The 19,041-nt window shown below is 60.3% G+C and carries 20 protein-coding genes; 9 read left to right on the forward strand and 11 right to left on the reverse strand.

What is annotated here, in order from left to right; translation table 11 throughout:
• Window positions 1–10: 10 nt before the first annotated feature.
• From dxr to pyrH, 5 genes are read right to left on the reverse strand one after another with little or no spacing between them, the layout of a single operon-like run.
• Window positions 11–1,177, reverse strand: coding sequence for a 1-deoxy-D-xylulose-5-phosphate reductoisomerase (dxr, locus tag PRI8871_RS10785; protein ID WP_108886238.1), 1,167 nt, complete (start codon window positions 1,175–1,177; stop codon window positions 11–13).
• Window positions 1,174–1,965, reverse strand: coding sequence for a phosphatidate cytidylyltransferase (locus tag PRI8871_RS10790; protein WP_108886239.1), 792 nt, complete (start codon window positions 1,963–1,965; stop codon window positions 1,174–1,176). The genes dxr and PRI8871_RS10790 overlap by 4 nt, the downstream gene beginning before the upstream one ends.
• On the reverse strand, window positions 1,962–2,684 hold the full coding sequence (uppS, locus tag PRI8871_RS10795; RefSeq protein WP_108886240.1) for an undecaprenyl pyrophosphate synthase: 723 nt from the start codon (window positions 2,682–2,684) through the stop codon (window positions 1,962–1,964). The genes PRI8871_RS10790 and uppS overlap by 4 nt, the downstream gene beginning before the upstream one ends.
• A gap of 28 nt (window positions 2,685–2,712) precedes the next feature.
• Window positions 2,713–3,276 (reverse strand): ribosome recycling factor, encoded by a 564-nt coding sequence (gene frr / locus PRI8871_RS10800; RefSeq protein ID WP_108886241.1) that lies wholly within the window; start codon window positions 3,274–3,276, stop codon window positions 2,713–2,715.
• 53 nt (window positions 3,277–3,329) lie between these two features.
• Complete coding sequence (gene pyrH / locus PRI8871_RS10805; protein WP_108886242.1) at window positions 3,330–4,058, reverse strand: UMP kinase; 729 nt, start codon at window positions 4,056–4,058, stop codon at window positions 3,330–3,332.
• 104 nt (window positions 4,059–4,162) lie between these two features.
• On the opposite strand from pyrH, the gene miaA reads away from it, so the two are divergent.
• From miaA to PRI8871_RS10820, 3 genes are all read left to right on the forward strand, one after another.
• A complete protein-coding gene (miaA, locus tag PRI8871_RS10810) occupies window positions 4,163–5,062 on the forward strand; it encodes a tRNA (adenosine(37)-N6)-dimethylallyltransferase MiaA (protein WP_108886243.1) in 900 nt (299 codons plus the stop codon).
• Window positions 5,063–5,086: 24 nt separating this feature from the next.
• Window positions 5,087–5,947 (forward strand): helix-turn-helix domain-containing protein, encoded by an 861-nt coding sequence (locus PRI8871_RS10815; RefSeq protein ID WP_245897835.1) that lies wholly within the window; start codon window positions 5,087–5,089, stop codon window positions 5,945–5,947.
• Window positions 5,948–6,018: 71 nt separating this feature from the next.
• Complete coding sequence (locus tag PRI8871_RS10820; RefSeq protein ID WP_146188676.1) at window positions 6,019–7,749, forward strand: DMT family transporter; 1,731 nt, start codon at window positions 6,019–6,021, stop codon at window positions 7,747–7,749.
• Window positions 7,750–7,782: 33 nt separating this feature from the next.
• Here the strand turns inward: PRI8871_RS10820 and PRI8871_RS10825 are convergent, their stop codons facing one another.
• Both PRI8871_RS10825 and PRI8871_RS10830 read right to left on the reverse strand, forming a co-directional pair.
• Window positions 7,783–8,331 carry a hypothetical protein gene (locus PRI8871_RS10825; RefSeq protein ID WP_108886246.1) on the reverse strand — a complete coding sequence of 183 codons (549 nt, stop codon included), beginning with the start codon at window positions 8,329–8,331 and terminating at the stop codon, window positions 7,783–7,785.
• A 143-nt stretch (window positions 8,332–8,474) separates the two neighbouring features.
• Complete coding sequence (locus PRI8871_RS10830; protein WP_108886247.1) at window positions 8,475–9,086, reverse strand: lytic transglycosylase domain-containing protein; 612 nt, start codon at window positions 9,084–9,086, stop codon at window positions 8,475–8,477.
• A 147-nt stretch (window positions 9,087–9,233) separates the two neighbouring features.
• On the opposite strand from PRI8871_RS10830, the gene ssb reads away from it, so the two are divergent.
• Window positions 9,234–9,776: a single-stranded DNA-binding protein gene (ssb, locus tag PRI8871_RS10835; RefSeq protein ID WP_108886248.1), complete on the forward strand. Its 543-nt coding sequence runs from the start codon at window positions 9,234–9,236 to the stop codon at window positions 9,774–9,776.
• A 183-nt stretch (window positions 9,777–9,959) separates the two neighbouring features.
• Entirely contained in the window at window positions 9,960–10,667 is a 708-nt protein-coding gene (locus PRI8871_RS10840) for a hypothetical protein (protein WP_108886249.1), read from the forward strand.
• A gap of 70 nt (window positions 10,668–10,737) precedes the next feature.
• On the opposite strand, the gene aroB is transcribed toward PRI8871_RS10840, so the two are convergent.
• Together aroB and PRI8871_RS10850 are read right to left on the reverse strand one after the other, a co-directional pair.
• Window positions 10,738–11,850, reverse strand: a complete 1,113-nt coding sequence (gene aroB, locus PRI8871_RS10845) for a 3-dehydroquinate synthase (RefSeq protein ID WP_108886250.1) — start codon at window positions 11,848–11,850, stop codon at window positions 10,738–10,740.
• Window positions 11,847–12,395: a shikimate kinase gene (locus PRI8871_RS10850; protein ID WP_108886251.1), complete on the reverse strand. Its 549-nt coding sequence runs from the start codon at window positions 12,393–12,395 to the stop codon at window positions 11,847–11,849. The genes aroB and PRI8871_RS10850 overlap by 4 nt, the downstream gene beginning before the upstream one ends.
• A gap of 124 nt (window positions 12,396–12,519) precedes the next feature.
• Between PRI8871_RS10850 and PRI8871_RS19600 the strand changes: the two genes are divergently transcribed.
• From PRI8871_RS19600 to PRI8871_RS10865, 4 genes are all read left to right on the forward strand, one after another.
• Window positions 12,520–12,669, forward strand: a complete 150-nt coding sequence (locus PRI8871_RS19600; RefSeq protein ID WP_181389440.1) for a hypothetical protein — start codon at window positions 12,520–12,522, stop codon at window positions 12,667–12,669.
• Entirely contained in the window at window positions 12,659–14,182 is a 1,524-nt protein-coding gene (locus PRI8871_RS10855; RefSeq protein ID WP_181389441.1) for a hypothetical protein, read from the forward strand. The genes PRI8871_RS19600 and PRI8871_RS10855 overlap by 11 nt, the downstream gene beginning before the upstream one ends.
• Window positions 14,182–15,105, forward strand: coding sequence for a site-specific tyrosine recombinase XerD (locus PRI8871_RS10860; protein WP_108886253.1), 924 nt, complete (start codon window positions 14,182–14,184; stop codon window positions 15,103–15,105). The genes PRI8871_RS10855 and PRI8871_RS10860 overlap by 1 nt, the downstream gene beginning before the upstream one ends.
• Before the next feature lie 102 nt (window positions 15,106–15,207).
• A complete protein-coding gene (locus PRI8871_RS10865; RefSeq protein ID WP_108886254.1) occupies window positions 15,208–16,518 on the forward strand; it encodes an HlyC/CorC family transporter in 1,311 nt (436 codons plus the stop codon).
• Here the strand turns inward: PRI8871_RS10865 and PRI8871_RS10870 are convergent.
• Both PRI8871_RS10870 and PRI8871_RS10875 read right to left on the reverse strand, forming a co-directional pair.
• Window positions 16,509–17,618: a histidine kinase dimerization/phosphoacceptor domain -containing protein gene (locus PRI8871_RS10870; protein ID WP_108886255.1), complete on the reverse strand. Its 1,110-nt coding sequence runs from the start codon at window positions 17,616–17,618 to the stop codon at window positions 16,509–16,511. The genes PRI8871_RS10865 and PRI8871_RS10870 overlap by 10 nt on opposite strands.
• A gap of 121 nt (window positions 17,619–17,739) precedes the next feature.
• Window positions 17,740–18,972, reverse strand: a complete 1,233-nt coding sequence (locus PRI8871_RS10875) for a DUF2254 domain-containing protein (RefSeq protein WP_181389442.1) — start codon at window positions 18,970–18,972, stop codon at window positions 17,740–17,742.
• Window positions 18,973–19,041: the final 69 nt, after the last annotated feature.

Genomic DNA, 19,041 nt, shown 5'->3' on the forward strand with positions numbered 1-19,041 from the left:
AGCCCCTTCGTCAGAATTCGCTAATCACTTCGTCGGCAGTCCTACGGGCCAGATGGTCCGCAGCCGCCACGGTATCAAGGGTAATCTGGTCACGAGTAAGGCCCTGATCGGCCCAAAGCCGGTCAAGAACAGCCTCAACAACGCGGGCCATGTCCTGAAAACCGATACGTTTTTCGATGAATGCATCCAGCGCCCGTTCCTTGGCGGCGTTGAACACCGCGCCCGACAGGCCGCCCGCCTCCATCACCGCGCGGGCAAGGCGCAGCGCGGGCCAGCGCCTTTCACAGGCCGGACGGAAGGTCATCTGTGACACCTGCGTCAGATCCAGCCGCGCCACCGGCAGATCCCGCCGGTCCGGGAAGTGCAGCGCAAAGCCAATGGCATGGCGCATATCCGGCGCGCCAACATGGGCCATCAAGGCCCCGTCGCGGAACCCCACCAGCGCATGGATCAGCGATTCCGGGTGCACGACCGTTTCGATCATCGACGGGGCAAAGCCAAAGAACTCATGCGTCTCAATCAGCTCAAGCGCCTTATTGAACATCGAAGCGCTGTCGATGGTGATCCGCTGGCCCATGTCCCAATTGGGATGGGTCGCCGCCTGTTCGGGCGTGGCCTTGGCCAAGTCTTCCTCGGGCCAGTCGCGGAACGCGCCGCCCGATGCGGTGATGACCACGCGTTCAACCGCGCTGATATCTTCGCCGATCAGCGCCTGAAACACCGCCGAATGTTCGCTGTCGACGGGCAGAACCTGTGTGTTGTGATCGCGGGCTGTCTGCATGACCAAGGGGCCAGCGCAGACCAGACTTTCCTTATTGGCCAGCGCCAGTTGCGCACCCTGATGCAAGGCCCGCAGCCCCGGCTCCAGCCCTGCTGCGCCGATGATCGACGACATCACCCAATCGGCGGGCCGGTCGGCGGCGTCGCGCAGGGCCTCAGTCCCAGAGGCTGCCTCAATCCCGGTTCCGGCCAATGCCTCCCGAAGTTCGGCCAAGCAATCGTCAAAGGCCGTCACCGCCACCTTGGCGTTCAAATCACGGGCATCCTGCGCCAGCCGCGCCACATTGCGCCCGCCAGACAGGGCGACGACCTCATAATCGCCGGGTGCGCGGCGGATCAGGTCAATCGTGTTTTGCCCGATTGATCCGGTCGCGCCGAAAATGGAAATTCGTTTCATTGCACCCCCGGCGGGAAGCCGATCACCTGCCCGACGATCACGATAAACACCGCAGCGCCCAGCATTCCGTCAAACCGGTCCAGCAATCCGCCATGCCCCGGAATCAGCGCCGAGCTGTCCTTGACCCCGGCACGCCGCTTGATCGCGCTTTCGGAAATATCGCCAATCTGGCTGGCCATGCTGGCCGCGATGCTAACGCCCGCAAGGCCCACGCCCGCAGCGGTCAGATCGGCAAAGACCAAGCCAATCAGCGCGGCGCTCAGCCAGCCGCCAACCGCGCCGGACCATGTTTTCTTGGGGCTGACGCGCGGCCACAGCTTTGGCCCGCCAATCAAGCGGCCCGCGAAATAGCCCGCGATATCAGTGGCTACGACGCATAGCACCAGCCACAGCATCCATAGCAGGCCGAAATCATCGCGCAGGCCCATCATCGAATAGCCCGCAAGCAAGATCATCGCGGTGAAAACGGCATAGGTCACGCCGCCCCGTTCCATCCGGCCAAGCCCAGCCATGGAGGGCAAAAGCAACAGCGGCAGGCCAAAAGCCGGCGACACCTCAACCGACAGGAACAGGCAAACGCCCGCAATCCCCGCCAGCAGAAACGCCGATTTGCCGCGTCGGCTGTCCAGCATGCTGACCAGTTCCCAGACCATCACGCCGCAACTGGCGGCAATGGCAAAATGGAACCAACGCCCGCCAATGGCAACGGCACCCAGACCCACGGCAACCATCACCGCGCCGGAAATCACCCGGACCAGCAGATCATCCCATTTGGACCCCGCGCTCACGCTTTGACCGCTCCGAAACGGCGATCTCGGGCCGAATAAGCCCCGGTCAGACGGGCGAATTCTTCCTTGGAAAAATCGGGCCAAAGCGTATCGACGAATTCATATTCGGCATAGGCGGACTGCCACAAAAGAAAGTTGGAAATCCGCGCCTCGCCCGAGGTGCGAATGACAAGATCCGGGTCCGGCAGAACGCGCGTGTCCAGATAGCGGGTCAGCGTTTCTTCGTTCACTTCTTCGGGGCGCAGTTTGCCAGCGGCCACATCCTCGGCCAGAAGGCGCGTGGCGCGGGCCACCTCATCGCGGCCGCCGTAGTTCAGGGCAATCGTCAGATTGGTGCCGGTGCAATGGGCGGTCTGGGCCTCGGCCTCATCCATCAGATTGCGCAGCTTGGCATCAAGGCGCGGACGGTCACCGATGAAACGCACCTGCACGTTTTCGGCGACGAATTCCTGCATTTCCTTGTTGATGTAGCGGCGAAACAGGCTCATGAGCCCGGCCACTTCGATCTGGGTGCGTTTCCAGTTCTCGGTCGAAAACGCGAATATCGTCAGATACTTAACCCCAAGATCGGGGCACGCCCTGACGATTTCACGGACCCGCCGCGCCCCGGCCTGATGGCCGAACAGGCGCGGGCGGCCCCGCATTTTGGCCCAGCGTCCATTGCCATCCATAATAATGGCAACATGCTTTGGGGCATTGTCGACGCTGTGCTGCGACATGTGCTTGTCCTTTCGAAAGACGTGCAGGTCAAACCTGCATGATTTCTTCCTGCTTGGTCTCAAGCGCCTTGTCGATTTTCTTGATATAGGTGTCGGTCATGTCCTGTACTTCGCCTTCCCAGAGCTTCTGGTCGTCTTCGGACATGCCGTCGGCCTTGGCCTTTTTGATCTGGTCCATACCGTCACGGCGCACGTTGCGGATCGACACGCGGGCGTGTTCGGCATAGCTGCCCGCGACCTTCGTCAGCTCGCGGCGGCGTTCTTCGTTCAGTTCCGGGATCGGCAGCATGATGATGGTGCCGTTCAGCTGCGGGTTGATGCCCAGACCGCTTTCGCGGATGGCTTTTTCCACTTTGCCGACAAGGCCCTTGTCCCAGACGTTGATGGTGACCATGCGCGGCTCAGGCACGTTGACGGTGCCGACCTGGTTGATCGGGGTCATCTGGCCATAGGCTTCGACCTGCACCGGCTCCAGCATGGAACCCGAGGCACGGCCGGTCCGCAAAGACGCAAATTCGGTCTTCAGATTGCTAATCGCGCCGTCCATACGCCGCTGAAGATCGGCGGTATCCAGTTCAAATTCGTCCGACATGATTTATCCTTCCTTCTTGCGGCGGCAGGCCGCAGCCTGCGCGCAACTTACAGTTATCCATGCACTCTTGTATAGGTGCCTTGCCCGGCCAGAATTCCCCGGAACCCGCCCGGCTCGTCCAGCGAAAAGACGATGATCGGCAGATTGTTGTCACGCGCCAGCGCAATCGCCGAGGCATCCATCACATTGAGGTGCTGCGCCAGCACTTCGTCATAGGTAACCGTGTCAAAGCGTTCGGCGTCGTCGTGCTTCATCGGATCTTTGTCATAGACGCCGTCCACCTTGGTGCCTTTGAAGATCGCCTGACAGCGCATTTCATTGGCCCGCAGGGTCGCGGCTGTATCGGTGGTGAAATACGGGTTGCCCGTACCGGCAGCGAATATGCACACACGCTTTTTCTCAAGGTGGCGCACGGCGCGACGGCGAATATAGGGTTCGCACACCTGATCCATCGGAATGGCCGAGATTACGCGGGTAAAGATCCCTAGACCTTCCAGCGCCGACTGCATGGCCAGCGCGTTCATCACCGTGGCCAACATGCCCATATAATCGGCGGTCGTGCGCTCCATCCCTTGGGCGCTGCCTGCCAAACCGCGGAAGATGTTGCCGCCGCCAATGACCATACAAATCTCAACGCCCATGTCGTGGACGGTCTTTACCTCATTGGCGATGCGCGCCACGGTCGGCGGATGCAGGCCATAGCCTTGGTCCCCCATCAGCGCCTCACCAGAGATTTTCAGCATGACCCGTTTGAACTTGGGCTGGGGGATTTCGTCGGACATGTTGCGCTCCGTCTTGGGCCATGGGTAGATTGGCCGCAAAATGTCTGAAAACGATCCGGGTTACAATGCGTCGGAGGCGGAAAACGCACCCGGCCAGTCGCGTTATGCCCGGCAAGAGGAACAAACTGGTGAGCATCGCAGAACTTGGGCTGGACCCGAAACGCCCGGTGTTGATTGCCGGACCCACGGCAAGCGGGAAATCGGCACTGGCGCTAGAGATCGCGGCGGCCCAAGGCGGCGTGATCGTCAATGCCGATGCGATTCAGGTGTTTTCGGACTGGCGGGTGTTGACCGCCCGCCCCTCACCTCAGGATGAGGCAGAAGCCAAACATTTGTTATATGGTCATATTCCGGGCGATCAGGATTATTCCGTCGGCCATTGGCTGCGTGATCTTGCGCCGATCCTGCAAGGCCCGGACCGGCCCATCATCGTCGGCGGCACGGGGCTGTATTTTACCGCGCTGACGCAAGGGCTGGCCGATATTCCCGCGACGCCGCCGCAGGTGCGTGCCACCGCCGACGCGCGGATTGCCGCCGAAGGCTTTGGCGCTTTGCTGGCCGAACTTGATGAGGCCACTCGCGACAGGATCGACACCCGCAACCCGATGCGCGTTCAGCGTGCGTGGGAGGTGCTGCAAACCACCGGTCGCGGCATTGCCGATTGGCAAGACAACACGCCCCCGCCCCTGTTGCCGCCGGATCACTGCCAACCCATCGTCTTTACCGTTCCGACGCAGTGGCTGAATGACCGGATCGAACGGCGGTTTGACAAGATGGTCGAGACCGGCGCTTTGGATGAAGCCCGCGCCAATCTGACCGATTGGCACCCCGGCCTGCCTTCGGCCAAGGCCATCGGTGCGGCGGAACTGATCGCACATCTTAAAGGCGAAATATCGCTGAATGAGGCCAAAGACCGTGCCACAATCGCCACGCGTCAATTCGCAAAACGGCAACGCACGTGGTTTCGCTCGAAAATGGGGGCATGGTTGAAGTATTGTCCCTAGCCAAGGGTTTTTAGGGAATATTTGATGCGACAACCTGGCGTAATCCGTGTCCCGAATGCGGGGCAATCGGCAATGGTTCCACGCCCGATTCCCAATTTGCCCGTCCGCAGCGCGACCCTTGCGCAGCTTTGTGACGGCGGTTGGCGCACCCGCCTCAATCACTCTCGTGACGACCATCTGGTGATCTGGATCACCCGCGGCCAAGGCGTTGTCACCGTCGATGGCGTGCGGCGCGGCGTGGGCGCGCATAACGCGCTGTACCTGCCTGCCGGCACGCTTCTGTCGCTGGAATTTGGCCCGCAGACCCTTGGCCTTGTGGTGCTGGCCACTTGCGATGACACCGGCAGCCTGCCCAGCGAAACCCTGCATTTGCGCGTGCGTGATAGCATGGCGCAAGCCGAACTGACCTCTGAGATTGAGGCCATGCAGCGCGAACAGGTTCAGCAGCGCCCCCTTATGGAAGAAGCGCTGGCCGCGCGCCTGGCCCCCATCGGCGTCTGGCTGCGCCGTCAGGATCTGGCCGGGGCCAGCGACGCGCCGCCCAAAACGGCCGCCCGGCGATTGGTGCGCCACTATGCACGGCTGGTCGCGTCAGACTTTCGGGACACGCTGACCATGGCGCATTTTGCCGAACGTCTGGAAGTCACGCCCACCCATCTGGCCCGCGTCTGCCGCGATTGCTGTGGCAAGACAGCCGCCGACCTGCTGACAGAACGCCGCCTGCACGCCGCCAAGACCGAGCTGATGACGCGCGACGATCCGATCAAAGACATCGCCGCCGGTCTGGGATTTCAAAGCGCAGCCTATTTCACCCGCTTCATGCAGCAACACGAAGGCCTGACCCCCAGCGCCACCCGCCGCGCCCTGCGCAGTCAGGCGCATTGACCAACAGGCTTGACCCCCGGCGCCCGGTATCGCATCACGCATATATCGGCCAAGCTTTGGGAGGGGTGTAAGTGCCTACAGTTGTTTACTTCTTGCTGTCCGCAGCCCTGTACGCAGCCATTCCCTTTTCGCTGATTTCGTTCAACGCGTCGCCGCAACAAAGCTCGATCATTCCGGTTCTGTTGACCGCCAGCCTTAGCCTGCCGATCTGCGCGATTTATCTGCGCCGTGCCAATTTTCGGGCCGCTATGCTGGATCTCAGACTGGCGGCCTACGGCATCGCAAGCACGATTGGCTTTGCCGCCTTTCTATATCTTGTGTCGGCAAGCCAAAGCACGGTTTCGCCCGTTTTCACGCTTGTGATCGTCGAAAGCTGGCCGCTGATCACGGCCGTCGCCTACCCGCTGATGAAACTGGGGGATCAGCGCCGGGTCGACATGACGGCGGTCTTGATCGGCGTGCTTGCGGTGATGGGCATTGCCATGATCGCCGCACCGGAACTTGGAAAACTGGCATCGACCACCCATGGCGCGGGGCTGGATTTTCACTTTGTTCTGCCGGTTCTTGCGATGCTGGCCATGACGCTCAGCACCTTGGCCAAGGCCAAATATGTCGAGCGTAGCCACACCAAATACGCTGTCGGGCCTATCGCATCGTTCTTTATGATGTACGGCCATTCGATCGCGCTTTTCCCGATCATTTTCGCAATCATGCCGCCCGATTTGGTCAGCTTCGACAATATGGAAGCCCTGATCACCCCCGCCGCGATTGCCCTGATCAATATCGTTTCGGCCATCCTGTTTTCGCTGGGCACGTTGAAGCTGCGCAACCCCACCGACCTGTTCATCTGGTTCTTCGCGCCGGTCTTTTCGGTCTTGTTCCACACGATCTACAAACAAGAACTGCCAACCACATATGAGACCGCAGGCATCGCACTGATCGTGGGGTCGAACCTGTTCTTGTCGCTGCGGGCCGACAGCCGCCACAGCTATAAATTCGCCACGCTGAGCCTGATGTTGGTCGGGACGGCTTGCATCTTTGATGTCACCAGCCCGATTGGTGAATTCTACGACATCATGGCCGTGCTTTCGATTTTCTTCACGATCACCATGGCCTTCATGTTGGAACGCGTGTCATCCCGCGCCGAACGCGAGATGGAATTGTTCCACCAAGCCTTTGATCTGACGACGCATCATCCTGACACCGCAACCGCCCACCGCTTGGTCAAGGCCTACCAGCGCACGTCAAACGTCACCCGTCTGCAATGGCTGTACCGGAAACTGGTTCAAAGCGGCGCGTCGGATGAGTTGCTAAGCTTGGCCCGCGACATCGGCGTTTCGCGTCAAAAAGGCATTCGATATTCCAACGTGTTCAGCCTTGCCCTGTCTACATTGGCCGTTCTGGTGATCGGCCTGACCAGTCGCCCTGCTGGATGGCAGCACGATTTCTTTTTGATGATGTTCGTCCCCTCGATGGTCTATGCCCTGACCTATTTGTTCGATTTGAACAACAGTCGGTTCATCAGCATGACAGATAGCACTGAAGGGGCGCGCAGCACCTCTAAGCTATCGTTTTCATTGGTGGAATATGTTGGGCTGACCCAATCCGAAAAGCGCATTCTGCGCCGATCCAAGCGGCTGAACACCGTCTGGTCATCCGTCTTGGTTCTGTTCTTGGTCGGCAACTTTTCGATCGGCTATGTGTCAAAGTTCCACGACCTGAAATGGGCCAAACGCCCTGTGGCCGAGGCCGATGGATCGATCTCAATCCGCCCTGTGCGACCAGAAAAGGGGCCGCACTAGGCGACCCCGAAATCGTTACACACCGTAAAAGCGTTAGCTGTTGTCCGACGGCTCCTCGATGCTGATGACCGTGGTGGCCACCAGTTCGGCGGCGTCAACGAAGTCTTCGCTCGGCAGGATGGCGATAATGTCATCGGCCATACGTTCGATCATTGCGGCGTAATAGGCTTCGGTCGAAGGCGGCACGATGGTGCCCGCCGGAGCATACGAGTTGTATTCCAGAATGGTGTTGTAGAAGGGCGATTCCTCGCCTTCGGCAAAGAACGACACCACGCCTTCAAGCTGGTTAAACTCAGGGGCGTCCATGGTGATCGGTTTCTGGTCAAGGGCCAGTTCCGTCACAGCAACGCGCAGTTCAAATCCGTCTTCTTCGTTCCACATGCTGCCCGCACGTTCGATCAGGGCTTCACGCAGGTCTTCTTCGAGCATCGGTTTGTACATCTGCGCAACCGAATCTTCGGCCACGTCAGAGTGGATATCGAGGGTCAAAGACGAGATGCCAGAAACCTCGGCCGAGGCCGCAAAGGGGGCGGCGGTGATGGCGGTTGCAAGCAGGATTTTACGCAGGTTCAGAGTGGTCATTTCGAATGTCCTTTCTAAGGGTGTGGCGCATCATGCGCCGTTGAAGAAAGAACACCGAAGGCGTGGATTTCGTTCCACCGGATAAGGTGATTTTTTGAAATCTATTTTATTTCACTTTTCAAAACAGCGTATTACAGGGCTTTTCAGCTACCCCAAATTTTTCGCACGTAGTTTTTCGTCTCAGTATAAGGCGGAATGCCGCCGTGTTTTTCGACCGCCGCAGGCCCGGCATTATAGGCCGCCAAAGCCAGCCGCCATGATTTGAACTTGCGGTATTGCGTGATCAGATAGCGCGCACCGCCATCAAGGTTTTCCGCCGGATCATGCGGGTCAACGCCAAGCGCCTTGGCGGTGCCGGGCATCAACTGGGCCAGACCGATCGCGCCCTTGTGCGATTTGGCGGTCGGGTTCCAGTTGCTTTCTTGCTGGACCAAACGCAGGAACAGATCCTCGGGCACACCATGGCGGCGGGCGGCTTCGCGCGCGACACCGGCATATACGCCCTTGTAGCGCCCGCGATAGGCAGGGGATGCGCCCTCTTCATCGCCCCATTTGGTGGGCGTGACGACCTTGGGCGGCTGCAACCGGACCGAATTTTTGTACTGCTGCGACGCCCGCGTATCCAGAATTCGCGTCTGCGACGAAAACAGCCGCGCCCGGTTCATGGTCGAAATTGTCTCGGCTGCTGCAATGTCTCCAAGCAAGACACTGGCCCCTGCCAGCACTCCGAACGTTCCACGCCTAATTGCGTTCATGCCGCGCCCCCGGATCAAACTGGGCGAACTATACGCATTTTTAACCCATTTGCCACCCTGTGGGGTCTCAAACGATTTTTAACTTTAAGGCACTCGTGTAGGGTCCTAGAACGCGCCGACGAAGAATCGAAACCAATGGGGAGAAGCATGGCGGGCTCAGTCAACAAGGTCATCCTGATCGGCAATCTGGGGCGCGACCCAGAGGTGCGCACATTCCAGAACGGCGGCAAGGTGTGCAACCTGCGCATCGCCACGTCCGAAACCTGGAAAGACCGCAACACCGGCGAACGCAAGGAACGCACCGAATGGCACACGGTTGCCATCTTCAACGAAAACCTCGCCCGTTTGGCAGAACAATATCTGCGCAAAGGCTCGAAGGTTTATATCGAGGGCAAGCTGGAAACCCGCAAATGGCAGGACCAGTCGGGCCAGGACCGCTATAGCACTGAGGTTGTGCTGCGCCCCTACGCGGGTGAGATGACCTTCCTTGACGGTCGTGACGGTCAAGGCGGCGGTGGCGGTGGTGGCGGCAGCTACGGCGGCGGCTACGATCAGGGCGGCGGCTATCCCGATCAGGGCGGTTATGGCGACCAAGGCGGCGGCTACGGTGGCGGCAGCAGCGGTGGCGGCGGTGCCAGTGGCGGCGGTCGCCCTCCAGCACGCGATCTGGACGACGAAATCCCGTTCTAAGCGAAATAACCTAATGTTTTCAAAGGCCAGCCACGCGCTGGCCTTTGTTCTTGGCGATGCTGCAAATGCAAATGCCACATTATTGCCTTATTTTGGCCGAAGTCTCGGCATTTTTCCTGACCATTTTGACACAAAAAAAGCGCAATCGAGCAAATTCTAGCGCGTCTATTGGAGCAGGTGACAATGAACATTTCCAAGCACGTCTTGGCGATCCCGGCCGTTTTCGGGTGTTTCGCACTTTCAGCATGTGGCGGTGGTGGCGGCGGCAGTGCGCCGGTCGCGCGCACAGTGACTACCCCGGTTTATGCAACCCAAAGTAAATTCGTCCTACCGACCGGCACCGGCGCAATCTATGCGGGCCTCAGCTCGGTCGAGGGGGGCAGCGTGATCGACATCGAAGGCGACGGCTACGCCTATCAGATCGGCAAGAACCCCGATGACGCTTTCGTCGCGGTTGCGGGTACGGTCGTGGATTCAAGCAATGCCAACGGCAAACTGCCTGCCGTGGCCAAAACCGGCACGGCATCCTATACCGGCTCCTATAAGCTGGTGCACCTGAACCGCGACTCCGCTGATGACGCCACGGGCGTGATCAAGGAAAACGGCGGCGCGTTCACGCTGACAGCGGATCTGGCGGCAGGCACCTTCACCGGCCGGTCGACGGAAAACACCCAAATATCGGCCACCGAGACTAAGAACGTGCTGTATTCGCAAGGCACATTCACCGATGGCGTGATGGAAGGCATGGTCCGGTATCGTCAGACCGATAAAGTCAACATCCGCGCCGATATGGCCGGTGTGATTGGCGCGAACAAAGCACTGGGCGCATTCCAAGGCGGCGATGATGACATCGACGCGATTGCAGGCGGTTTCAACCTGTTGGCCGATTAACCCTGGCCAGCAACCTCGTCGGAAAAGCCCCGCAAATTGCGGGGCTTTTTTGTTGTCCGGGTTTTGTGGATCAGCGCAGGGCCAGCGCGTCGTTCAACACGCCCAAGACCGCGTCACGCGGCACGTCAGATGTGACAAAGGACTGCCCCACCCCGCGCGCCAGAATGAACCGAAGCTTGCCGTCCAGCACCTTTTTATCCTGCTGCATCAAGGCCAGCAGCGCCTCGGCATCGGGCAAATCGCCAGGAATGTCGGACAGATCTGTCTTCATACCCATCGCCTTCAGATGCGCCCGCACGCGGCTTGGGTCTTCTTGCGAACACAGGTCCAGACGCGACGACAGTTCAAACGCCATGGCGCAACCGATAGCCACGCCTTCGCCGTGCAGCAAACGATCCGAATAGCCTGTCGCCGCCTCAAACGCATGGCAGAACGTATGCCCAAGGTTCAGCAAAGCGCGGTCGCCCTGTTCGGTTTCGTCGCGCAGCACGATCTCGGCCTTCATTTCAACCGAACGCTGGACGGCGTATTGGCGCAAATCACGACTCCCGGTGGCCAGCGCGGGGCCGTTCACCTCAAGCCAGTCAAAGAATTTGGCGTCGCCCAGCAGCCCGTATTTGACCACTTCGCCATAGCCTGCCAGAAAATCGCGCGGGGTCAGCGTGTCCAGCACGCCGATGTCGGCCAGCACGCGGGCCGGTTGGTGAAACGCGCCGATCAGGTTCTTGCCCTGTGGTGCGTTGATGCCGGTCTTGCCTCCGACCGAGCTATCGACCTGCGCCAGAAGCGATGTCGGGATCTGCACAAACCGCACACCGCGGCGCAGGACGGCGGCGGCAAAGCCCACCAGATCGCCCACAACGCCGCCACCCAGCGCGATCACGATATCGCGGCGTTCGACCTTTTGTTCCAGCAGCCATTCGACCGTGCGGCTGAACTGCGGCCAGGCCTTGGTGGCTTCGCCCGGCGGCAGGGCCAGCGCGGTGCTTTCGATGCCTTCAGCGGTCAATGCCGTCTGCAAAGCGGCCAGATGCGCCGCGCCGACGGTTTCGTCGGTGACGATTGCCACTTTCTTGCGGTGTAGCAGCGGCGCGATTTCGCGGCCCGCATCAGCCAGCAGCCCAGTGCCAATACGCACATCATAGGCGCGCCCCTCAAGCGGGACAGAAACGGTAACGGTCATTCAGAAAACTCCACAACATCAGGACGTTGCCGCAGCGCCTCAATCACAGCGCCGGTCGTATCTTCAATCGAATAGGCCGGTTCCGCCCGAACGGCAATTTCCGCCTGCGCATAGGTCGGAATGCGTTTGTCCAGCAGATCCGACAGCACTTGTTTGGGGTTGGCCGCCTTCAGCAAGGGCCGCGTCGTCTTATGCCGGACACGGTTCCACAGCACCTCTAGATCGGCGTTCAGCCACACGGCCACCGCCCGCTCCGAGATCATCTTGCGGTTCGCCGGGTCCACATAGGCCCCGCCCCCCGCCGACAAAATGCACGGCGGTCCCGCCAAAAGCCGGTCAATCACCTGGCTTTCCTTCTTGCGAAAGAACGGCTCACCATCGCGGGCGAAAATTTCGGCGATAGTCATGTTTGCGGCTTTTTCGATTTCTTGATCCGAATCGATGAATGGAATGCCCAGGGCCGCAGCAAGCGCCTTACCGACGGCGGTTTTCCCAGCGCCCATCATCCCGACCATAACAATCGTTTTGCTGACTTTCGCCTTCATCCCCATAAGCCTTCGGCCAGTTGCCGCCTTTTTTCAAATCGGGTGCCTGAATGACGTGATCTTATGAAAAAGGCCAGCTATAACTTGAAAAAAAGAAGAGCATCGAGGCGGAGGAAGCGCGCGCATGGGCCGCATTATCAAATGGCTGTTGTATCTGGTGGTTTTGGCGGCCATTGGCCTTGTCGCCTTTGCTTATATTGGTCCGTTCTTCGGGGCCGATTTCACCCCACCCAGCAAGGAAATCAGCCAGCCGGTTGTTCTGGATGCGAACTAGGCTGACATCAGCCTTGCCGCTTCTGGCGGCGCTCGCCTGCCCCGCGCAGGCGCAAGACCCGTTGTCAGCTATCGACTGGTTGGGGCGTGCTGACCCTGTCCTGACCACCCCCGAAGAACCGCCCGTGTCGCATTCGGTCCAAACGCCCGAGGTTGCGGTCAGCGCGCTTGAGGATAGCTCGGTCGCGTCGGTCGGGCTTTTGCCGTCCAATATCACCGGCCTGCCGCCGACCCTGTGGCGATCCAGCCGCGCCGCATCGCTGGCCGCGCAGGTCGCTGCGCTGGATCTGGATGGGCACCCCGACCTGATGCGCCTGTTGATCACCCTGCTTTTGGCCGAGGCAGAACCACCCGAAGATGCAGGCGATGCCGGGCTATATGTCGCCGCGCGGGTGCGCAAACTGATCGAACTTGGCGCGCTTGATCCGGCCCGCGCCTTGATCGACCGCGCTGGCCCGGAACGCCCTACCCTGTTCCCGCTGTGGTTCGACCTGTCCTTGCTGGCCGGCGATGCCGAGGCCGCCTGCGCCAGTTTGGACGAAGCCCCGCATCTGATGCCCGATCCCAAGGCCCGCATCTATTGCGCCGCTCAAAGCGGAGACTGGATGACGGCGGTGACCATCCTGCAAGGGGCGGTCGCCATTGGCGACATCAACCCGCGGGACGAAGACCTGCTATCCCGGTTTCTGGACGCCGAAATCGCCGATACGGGGTTTGCCTTGGCCCCGTCCAACATGACCACCCCACTGGAATTCCGCCTGTATGAGGCAATCGGCGATCCGCTGCCCACCGCGTCCCTGCCCCGCGCCTTTGCGGCGATTGATCTGGGCGGCGATGCAGGCTGGAAGGCCCAGATCGAAAGCGCGGAACGTCTGGCCCGCGTCGGCGTGCTGCAACCCAATATGCTGGTCGGGATCTACACCGCGCGGCGGGCGGCGGCTTCTGGCGGGGTGTGGGACCGGGTCAAAGCCGTGCAGGCCTTGGACACAGCCCTAACGGATGGCACACCGGATCAGGTGGCCGAGGCGCTGCTAAAGGCCTGGCCGATGATGGCCGCCGAAACCCTGCTGCACCCGTTTGGGGAAATCTTTGGCGACCGTCTGGCCAAGTTGCCCCTGAGCGGCCCTGCCGCGCGTTTGGCGCTGAAATCCGTTTTGTTGTCATCCAATTATGAGCTGGCGCAAACCATGCCGACCACAGGATTGCCGCGCCAATCCATGTTGGCCGCCTTGGCGCAAGGCCGCGCAGAACTGCCATCAAATGCCACCCCGGCAGAGGCGGCTGTGCTGGCCGGGTTCTCTGCCGACACCCCACCCAATACCGCCAAAGACGCGCTGCGTCAGGGGCTCTTGGGCGAAGTGATCTTGCGGGCCATGGCGCAATTCGGATCAGGGGCACAGGGCAATTGGCAGTCGCTGACCGATGCCATAGCCACCTTCCGCTATGTCGGGTTGGAACAGGTCGCACGCCGCGCCAGCCTGCACCTGCTGGTTATTCAAGAAGGACGCCGATAATGGACGGTGGTTGGATCTCGGCCTTTCTGGACGCCCATGCCGCCGAACGCGGCGCGGCGCAGAACACGCAACTGGCCTATGCCCGTGATCTGACGAATTTCACCGGCTGGCTGGCAGGCAGGGGCAAGACAATCTCCCAGACGACCCGCGCCGATATTGAGGCCTATCTGATCGACTGCGACGCGCAGGGCCTGTCAAAATCCACCCGCGCCCGGCGTCTTTCGGCGATCAAACAGGTGTTCCGCTTTGCCTTCGAAGAGGGCCTGCGCGACGACAACCCCGCCATTCAGATCTCGGGGCCCGGACGGGATAAGCGCCTGCCGAAAACCCTGTCCTTGGAGGAGGTCGACCGCCTTCTTGAGGCCGCGCCGGACCATGGCCGCACCCATGATGACCGGCTGCGCAATGTCTGCCTGATGCAGCTGCTATACGCCACCGGTATGCGCGTGTCCGAACTGGTGACCCTGCCGCTATCCTCGGCCAAGGGCGACCCGCGCATGTTGCTGATCCTTGGCAAGGGCGGCAAGGAACGCATGGTGCCGCTGTCCCCGCCCGCCCGCGATGCGCTGGCCGTCTGGGTCGCCCACCGGCAAGAGGCCGAAGACATAGCGCGGATCGAAGGGCGCGCAGCCTCGGCCTTTCTGTTCCCGTCGCGCGGCAAGGCCGGGCATCTGACGCGGCATGCGTTTTACATCCTGATCAAAGACATCGCCCTGCGCGGCGGGGTCGATCCGGGCCGTGTGTCGCCGCACACCCTGCGCCACGCTTTCGCGACCCACCTGCTGGAAAACGGCGCGGACCTGCGCGCCATCCAGACATTTCTTGGCCATGCCGATGTGGCAACCACGGAAATCTACACCCATGTGCTGGAAGAACGCCTGCGGTCCTTGGTTCTGGACCATCACCCCCTAGGGAAGACGTGACCATAGGTCATCCCAACTATATTCACCGCGAAATCGCCGCCTTCTATTGATTGGCGGGCTTGGCATGCCCATAACACCGCCAAGACACCGGAGTAATGCCCTATGGAACCGACAATCACCCTGGATTCTGCCTTCTGGATCACCTCTGCGGCGATCCTGACGCTGCTTGTGCTGTCGGGGTTCTTCTCGGGCTCCGAAACGGCACTGACAGCGGCTTCGCGCGGCAAGCTGCGCGTGCAGGCCGACAAAGGCAACCGAGGCGCGGAACGGGCGCTGCACATAACCGAAGACAGCGAACGGCTGATCGGGTCGGTGTTGCTGGGCAACAACTTGGTGAACATCCTGTCCACCTCGCTTGCGACGGCGCTGTTCACCAATCTGTTCGGCGATAGCGGCGTCGCGCTGGCCACACTGATCATGACGCTGCTGGTTCTGATCTTCGCCGAGGTTCTGCCCAAGACCTACGCCATCACCAACCCGGAACTGGCCGCCGCGCGCGTGTCGGCGCCGATTGCCGTGGTCATCCGGCTGTTCTCGCCGATGGTGGCCGCCGTGCGTCTGCTGGTGCGCGGGGTTCTGCGGATCTTTGGCGTTCAGACCGACCCCAACACCCATATCCTTGCCCTGCGTGAAGAAATCGAAGGGGCGCTGAACCTTGGCCATTCCGAAGGCGTCGTGGAAAAGGAAGACCGCGACCGTATCCTTGGGGCGCTTGATCTGGCGGAACGTACGGTCGAAGAAATCATGCTTCACCGCTCTGGCATTGAGATGATCAACGGCGACAATGAACCGGCGGCCATTCTGGAACAGTGTCTTGCCTCCAGCCACACCCGCCTGCCCGTCTATCGGGACGAGCCGGAAAACATCATCGGCGTGATCCACGCCAAAGACCTGCTGCGCGCCATGTACAAAGAGGCGCAGACCGAAGGCGGTATGGCCGATTTCAAGAATTTCAAGCTGTCGGATGTGGCGATGCCGCCCTACTTCATCCCTGACACCACGTCGCTTGACGATCAGATGCACCAGTTCCTGCGCCGCCGCACCCACTTTGCGCTGGTGGTCGATGAATATGGCGCATTGCAGGGGCTGATCACGCTCGAAGACATTCTGGAAGAAATCGTGGGCGAGATTACCGACGAATTCGACCCCGACGCCGACCATGTCATCCGCCACGGCGACGACGGTCACTATATGATCGACGGTGCCATGACGATCCGCGACCTGAACCGCGCCACGGATTGGAGCCTGCCGGACGATGAGGCCAACACCATTGCCGGTCTGGTGATCCACGAAGCGCAGATGATCCCGACACAAGGTCAGGTCTTTAGCTTCCACGGTTTCCGGTTTGAGGTGATCGAACGCCAAGGCAACCGCATCACGCGCCTGCGCATACGGCCCTTGGTTCAGTCCTGATTGCGGATCGGGGCTGTGGTCAGCTCCAGTTGAAACCCTAAATCGTCCGAAGATCTGGTCAGCGATGCACCGATTTGCATCGCCGCCGCCTCCATTAGCTTCAGCCCAAGGCTTTCCGCCTCGCCGGGCGCGGGAACAGACCGCAGGTCCGTGCCAACTCCGTCATCGGCGCAGCGCAGGTGAAAGGCGCCGGTCTGATCGACGGAAATTGTCAGATCAACATTGCCCCGGCGGTACGATGGAAAGGCGTGTTTCATCGAATTGGCGGTGAATTCGCTGATGATGATCGCCATGGCCGTCGCCTCATTTGACGGGGCCAAGACATTCGGGCAGTCAAGATTGACCGAAACATTGGCCGGCGCGGTGGCCTGCAATGATCCGACGATCTGCGCTAGATACTGATCCAGCCGCACCGAATGCCCGCGCGAAGCTTTGTACAGCGCTTCATGCAGGGCAGCGATCGCCTCAATCCGGCGGCGCACAGCCTGAAACGCCTCTTGCGCCTGCGCATCGCGGATGCGGCTTTTGTACAGGCGCAACACCGACAGCACGGTTTGCAGCGAGTTCTTGACGCGATGGTCGATTTCACCGCGCAGGATTTCTTCGGCCTTCAGGGCGAGATCCAGTTGCAGCAACCGCATGATCTGGCGCGACATCACCCGCAGGGTATCGCGCTGAAGGTTGTTCAAGGTTCGCGGTTCATGGTCCAAAACGCAGAGCGTGCCAAGCGGCAACCCATCGGAGGACCGCAACGGCATACCCGCATAAAACCGCAGGTTCGGATCAGACACGCACAGCGGGTTATCCAGTGTTCGCGGATCGTTCAGCGTGTCCGAAATTTCAACATATTCATCGACATAGACAACATGCGCACAGATTGATTGATCGCGCGGCGTCTGATCGACGCCAAGCCCGACTTCCGCCTTGAACCACTGGCGGTCCCGTTCGACAAAACTAATCAGCGCCACCGGGGCGTCACAGATATCGGCCACCAGACGCACAATTTCATCGTACTCGGGCTGGCGGCCCGGATCGAGAATGTTCTTGCGTTGCAACGTCTCTAGACGTTCGGCTTCGCGATGATGCAGCGGTGCTTCCATGGATAGCCCTGAGTATGTGAGATCAATGTTGTTCCGCTTCAAAAAACGCGCGGGGAAAGGCACTATACGTTAGATGTAGGCCACTATTTTCACGAAGATATTTCCTTTTGCAATCGGTTCCTTAGACCAACAACCCCTGATCGATATCCGCGACCAGATGCGCCGCGCGTTTGCGGCAACGCTCGGCACAAGTAGCAGCCGCAAGGGCAAGATCGGGATTCCGCGCATCGGTCAACTTGTCCAGATTGTACAAAATCCCGCTATGCACTTCGGCCGCGCCCCCTGCGCACCGTGACATAGGATCAAACGCCGCTTTGACCAGTGCATCAGCCGTGACACCGGGCAGCCAGACACGGTCCAATCGCGGCGCGCTCGCCTTCGTGGGCGCATCCAATAGCGCCAAACAGCGGCCCAAACGGTTGGCGATATCCACGGCCGTTCCGGGGTCATTGATTCCGGGCGACAAGGCCCGCAAGGCGATTTCCGACAGGGTTGTCAGCGCAAAGGCGGGATCTTGTTCAAAACTGCGCATATCGCCAATGGGCATTGCGGCGCGGAGCTTGGCAAAGGCATCGTCCTCCTGCCTGCCGATCCCGTCCACATAGGCCAGCACATCGCCCGGATAGACAAACTGACCAACCGGGACGATGACAAAGATACGTCCGTCATGAAGCGTTGCGACCCCTTGCAAGCGGTCTTCAAAGATCTGCAACAGATAGCCGCCCACCTCGGCCCGGACCGGCACAGTATGATCGGGGATCTGGGCCAATGGATCGGTCAAAGGGCGGCACCCAAGGCAGGGCGCGGCCCCTTCCCCTGCGATGGCAGTGGCCGCTTGCTCCTCAAGCGCCGAGGCGGTGCGGTGCAGGCTACCGATGCCTTCAAGGTGAACGATCCAACGAATGAACGACACCACCACCAAGGCCACGACGATCAGTGTAACACCAAACAAAACAACAACATCGCGATGGTCAAACACATCGGTGGCCCGAAGGATAATCGCCATCAGAGAATAGAGGTAAGCCCCTAGAAAATTGGCCAAAACCGAATGGGTGACCGTATCTTCGCGCAAGATATTCTGACTGCGCGGCGTCCATTGGCTGGTTGCCTTGGTGAAGCCGGTGACCATGATCGTCAGCGAAAAGGTGGTCACCCCCAACATTGATGAGGCCAGAATGGTCAGGATGGGCCCAAGCGCATCGGCGCCGATGTTCTGGGCGAAGTCTTCGGGGATAAACGGTGCCAATACCGGCGCAAGCCCGACCGCCAAAAGGCTAAGGACTGCAATCAGGATAACGCGCACATAGATGCGGCGAGAGATCTGGCGCAAACGGCGCAAGATGGATGATAGCACGTCCCCCGGTTCCTTTGATTGTTCTTGTCGTGGCCAAGCCGCGATGACCCAACGCGAGGATCGTAAATT

The organism is Pseudoprimorskyibacter insulae (assembly GCF_900302505.1).
Classification (GTDB): domain Bacteria; phylum Pseudomonadota; class Alphaproteobacteria; order Rhodobacterales; family Rhodobacteraceae; genus Pseudoprimorskyibacter; species Pseudoprimorskyibacter insulae.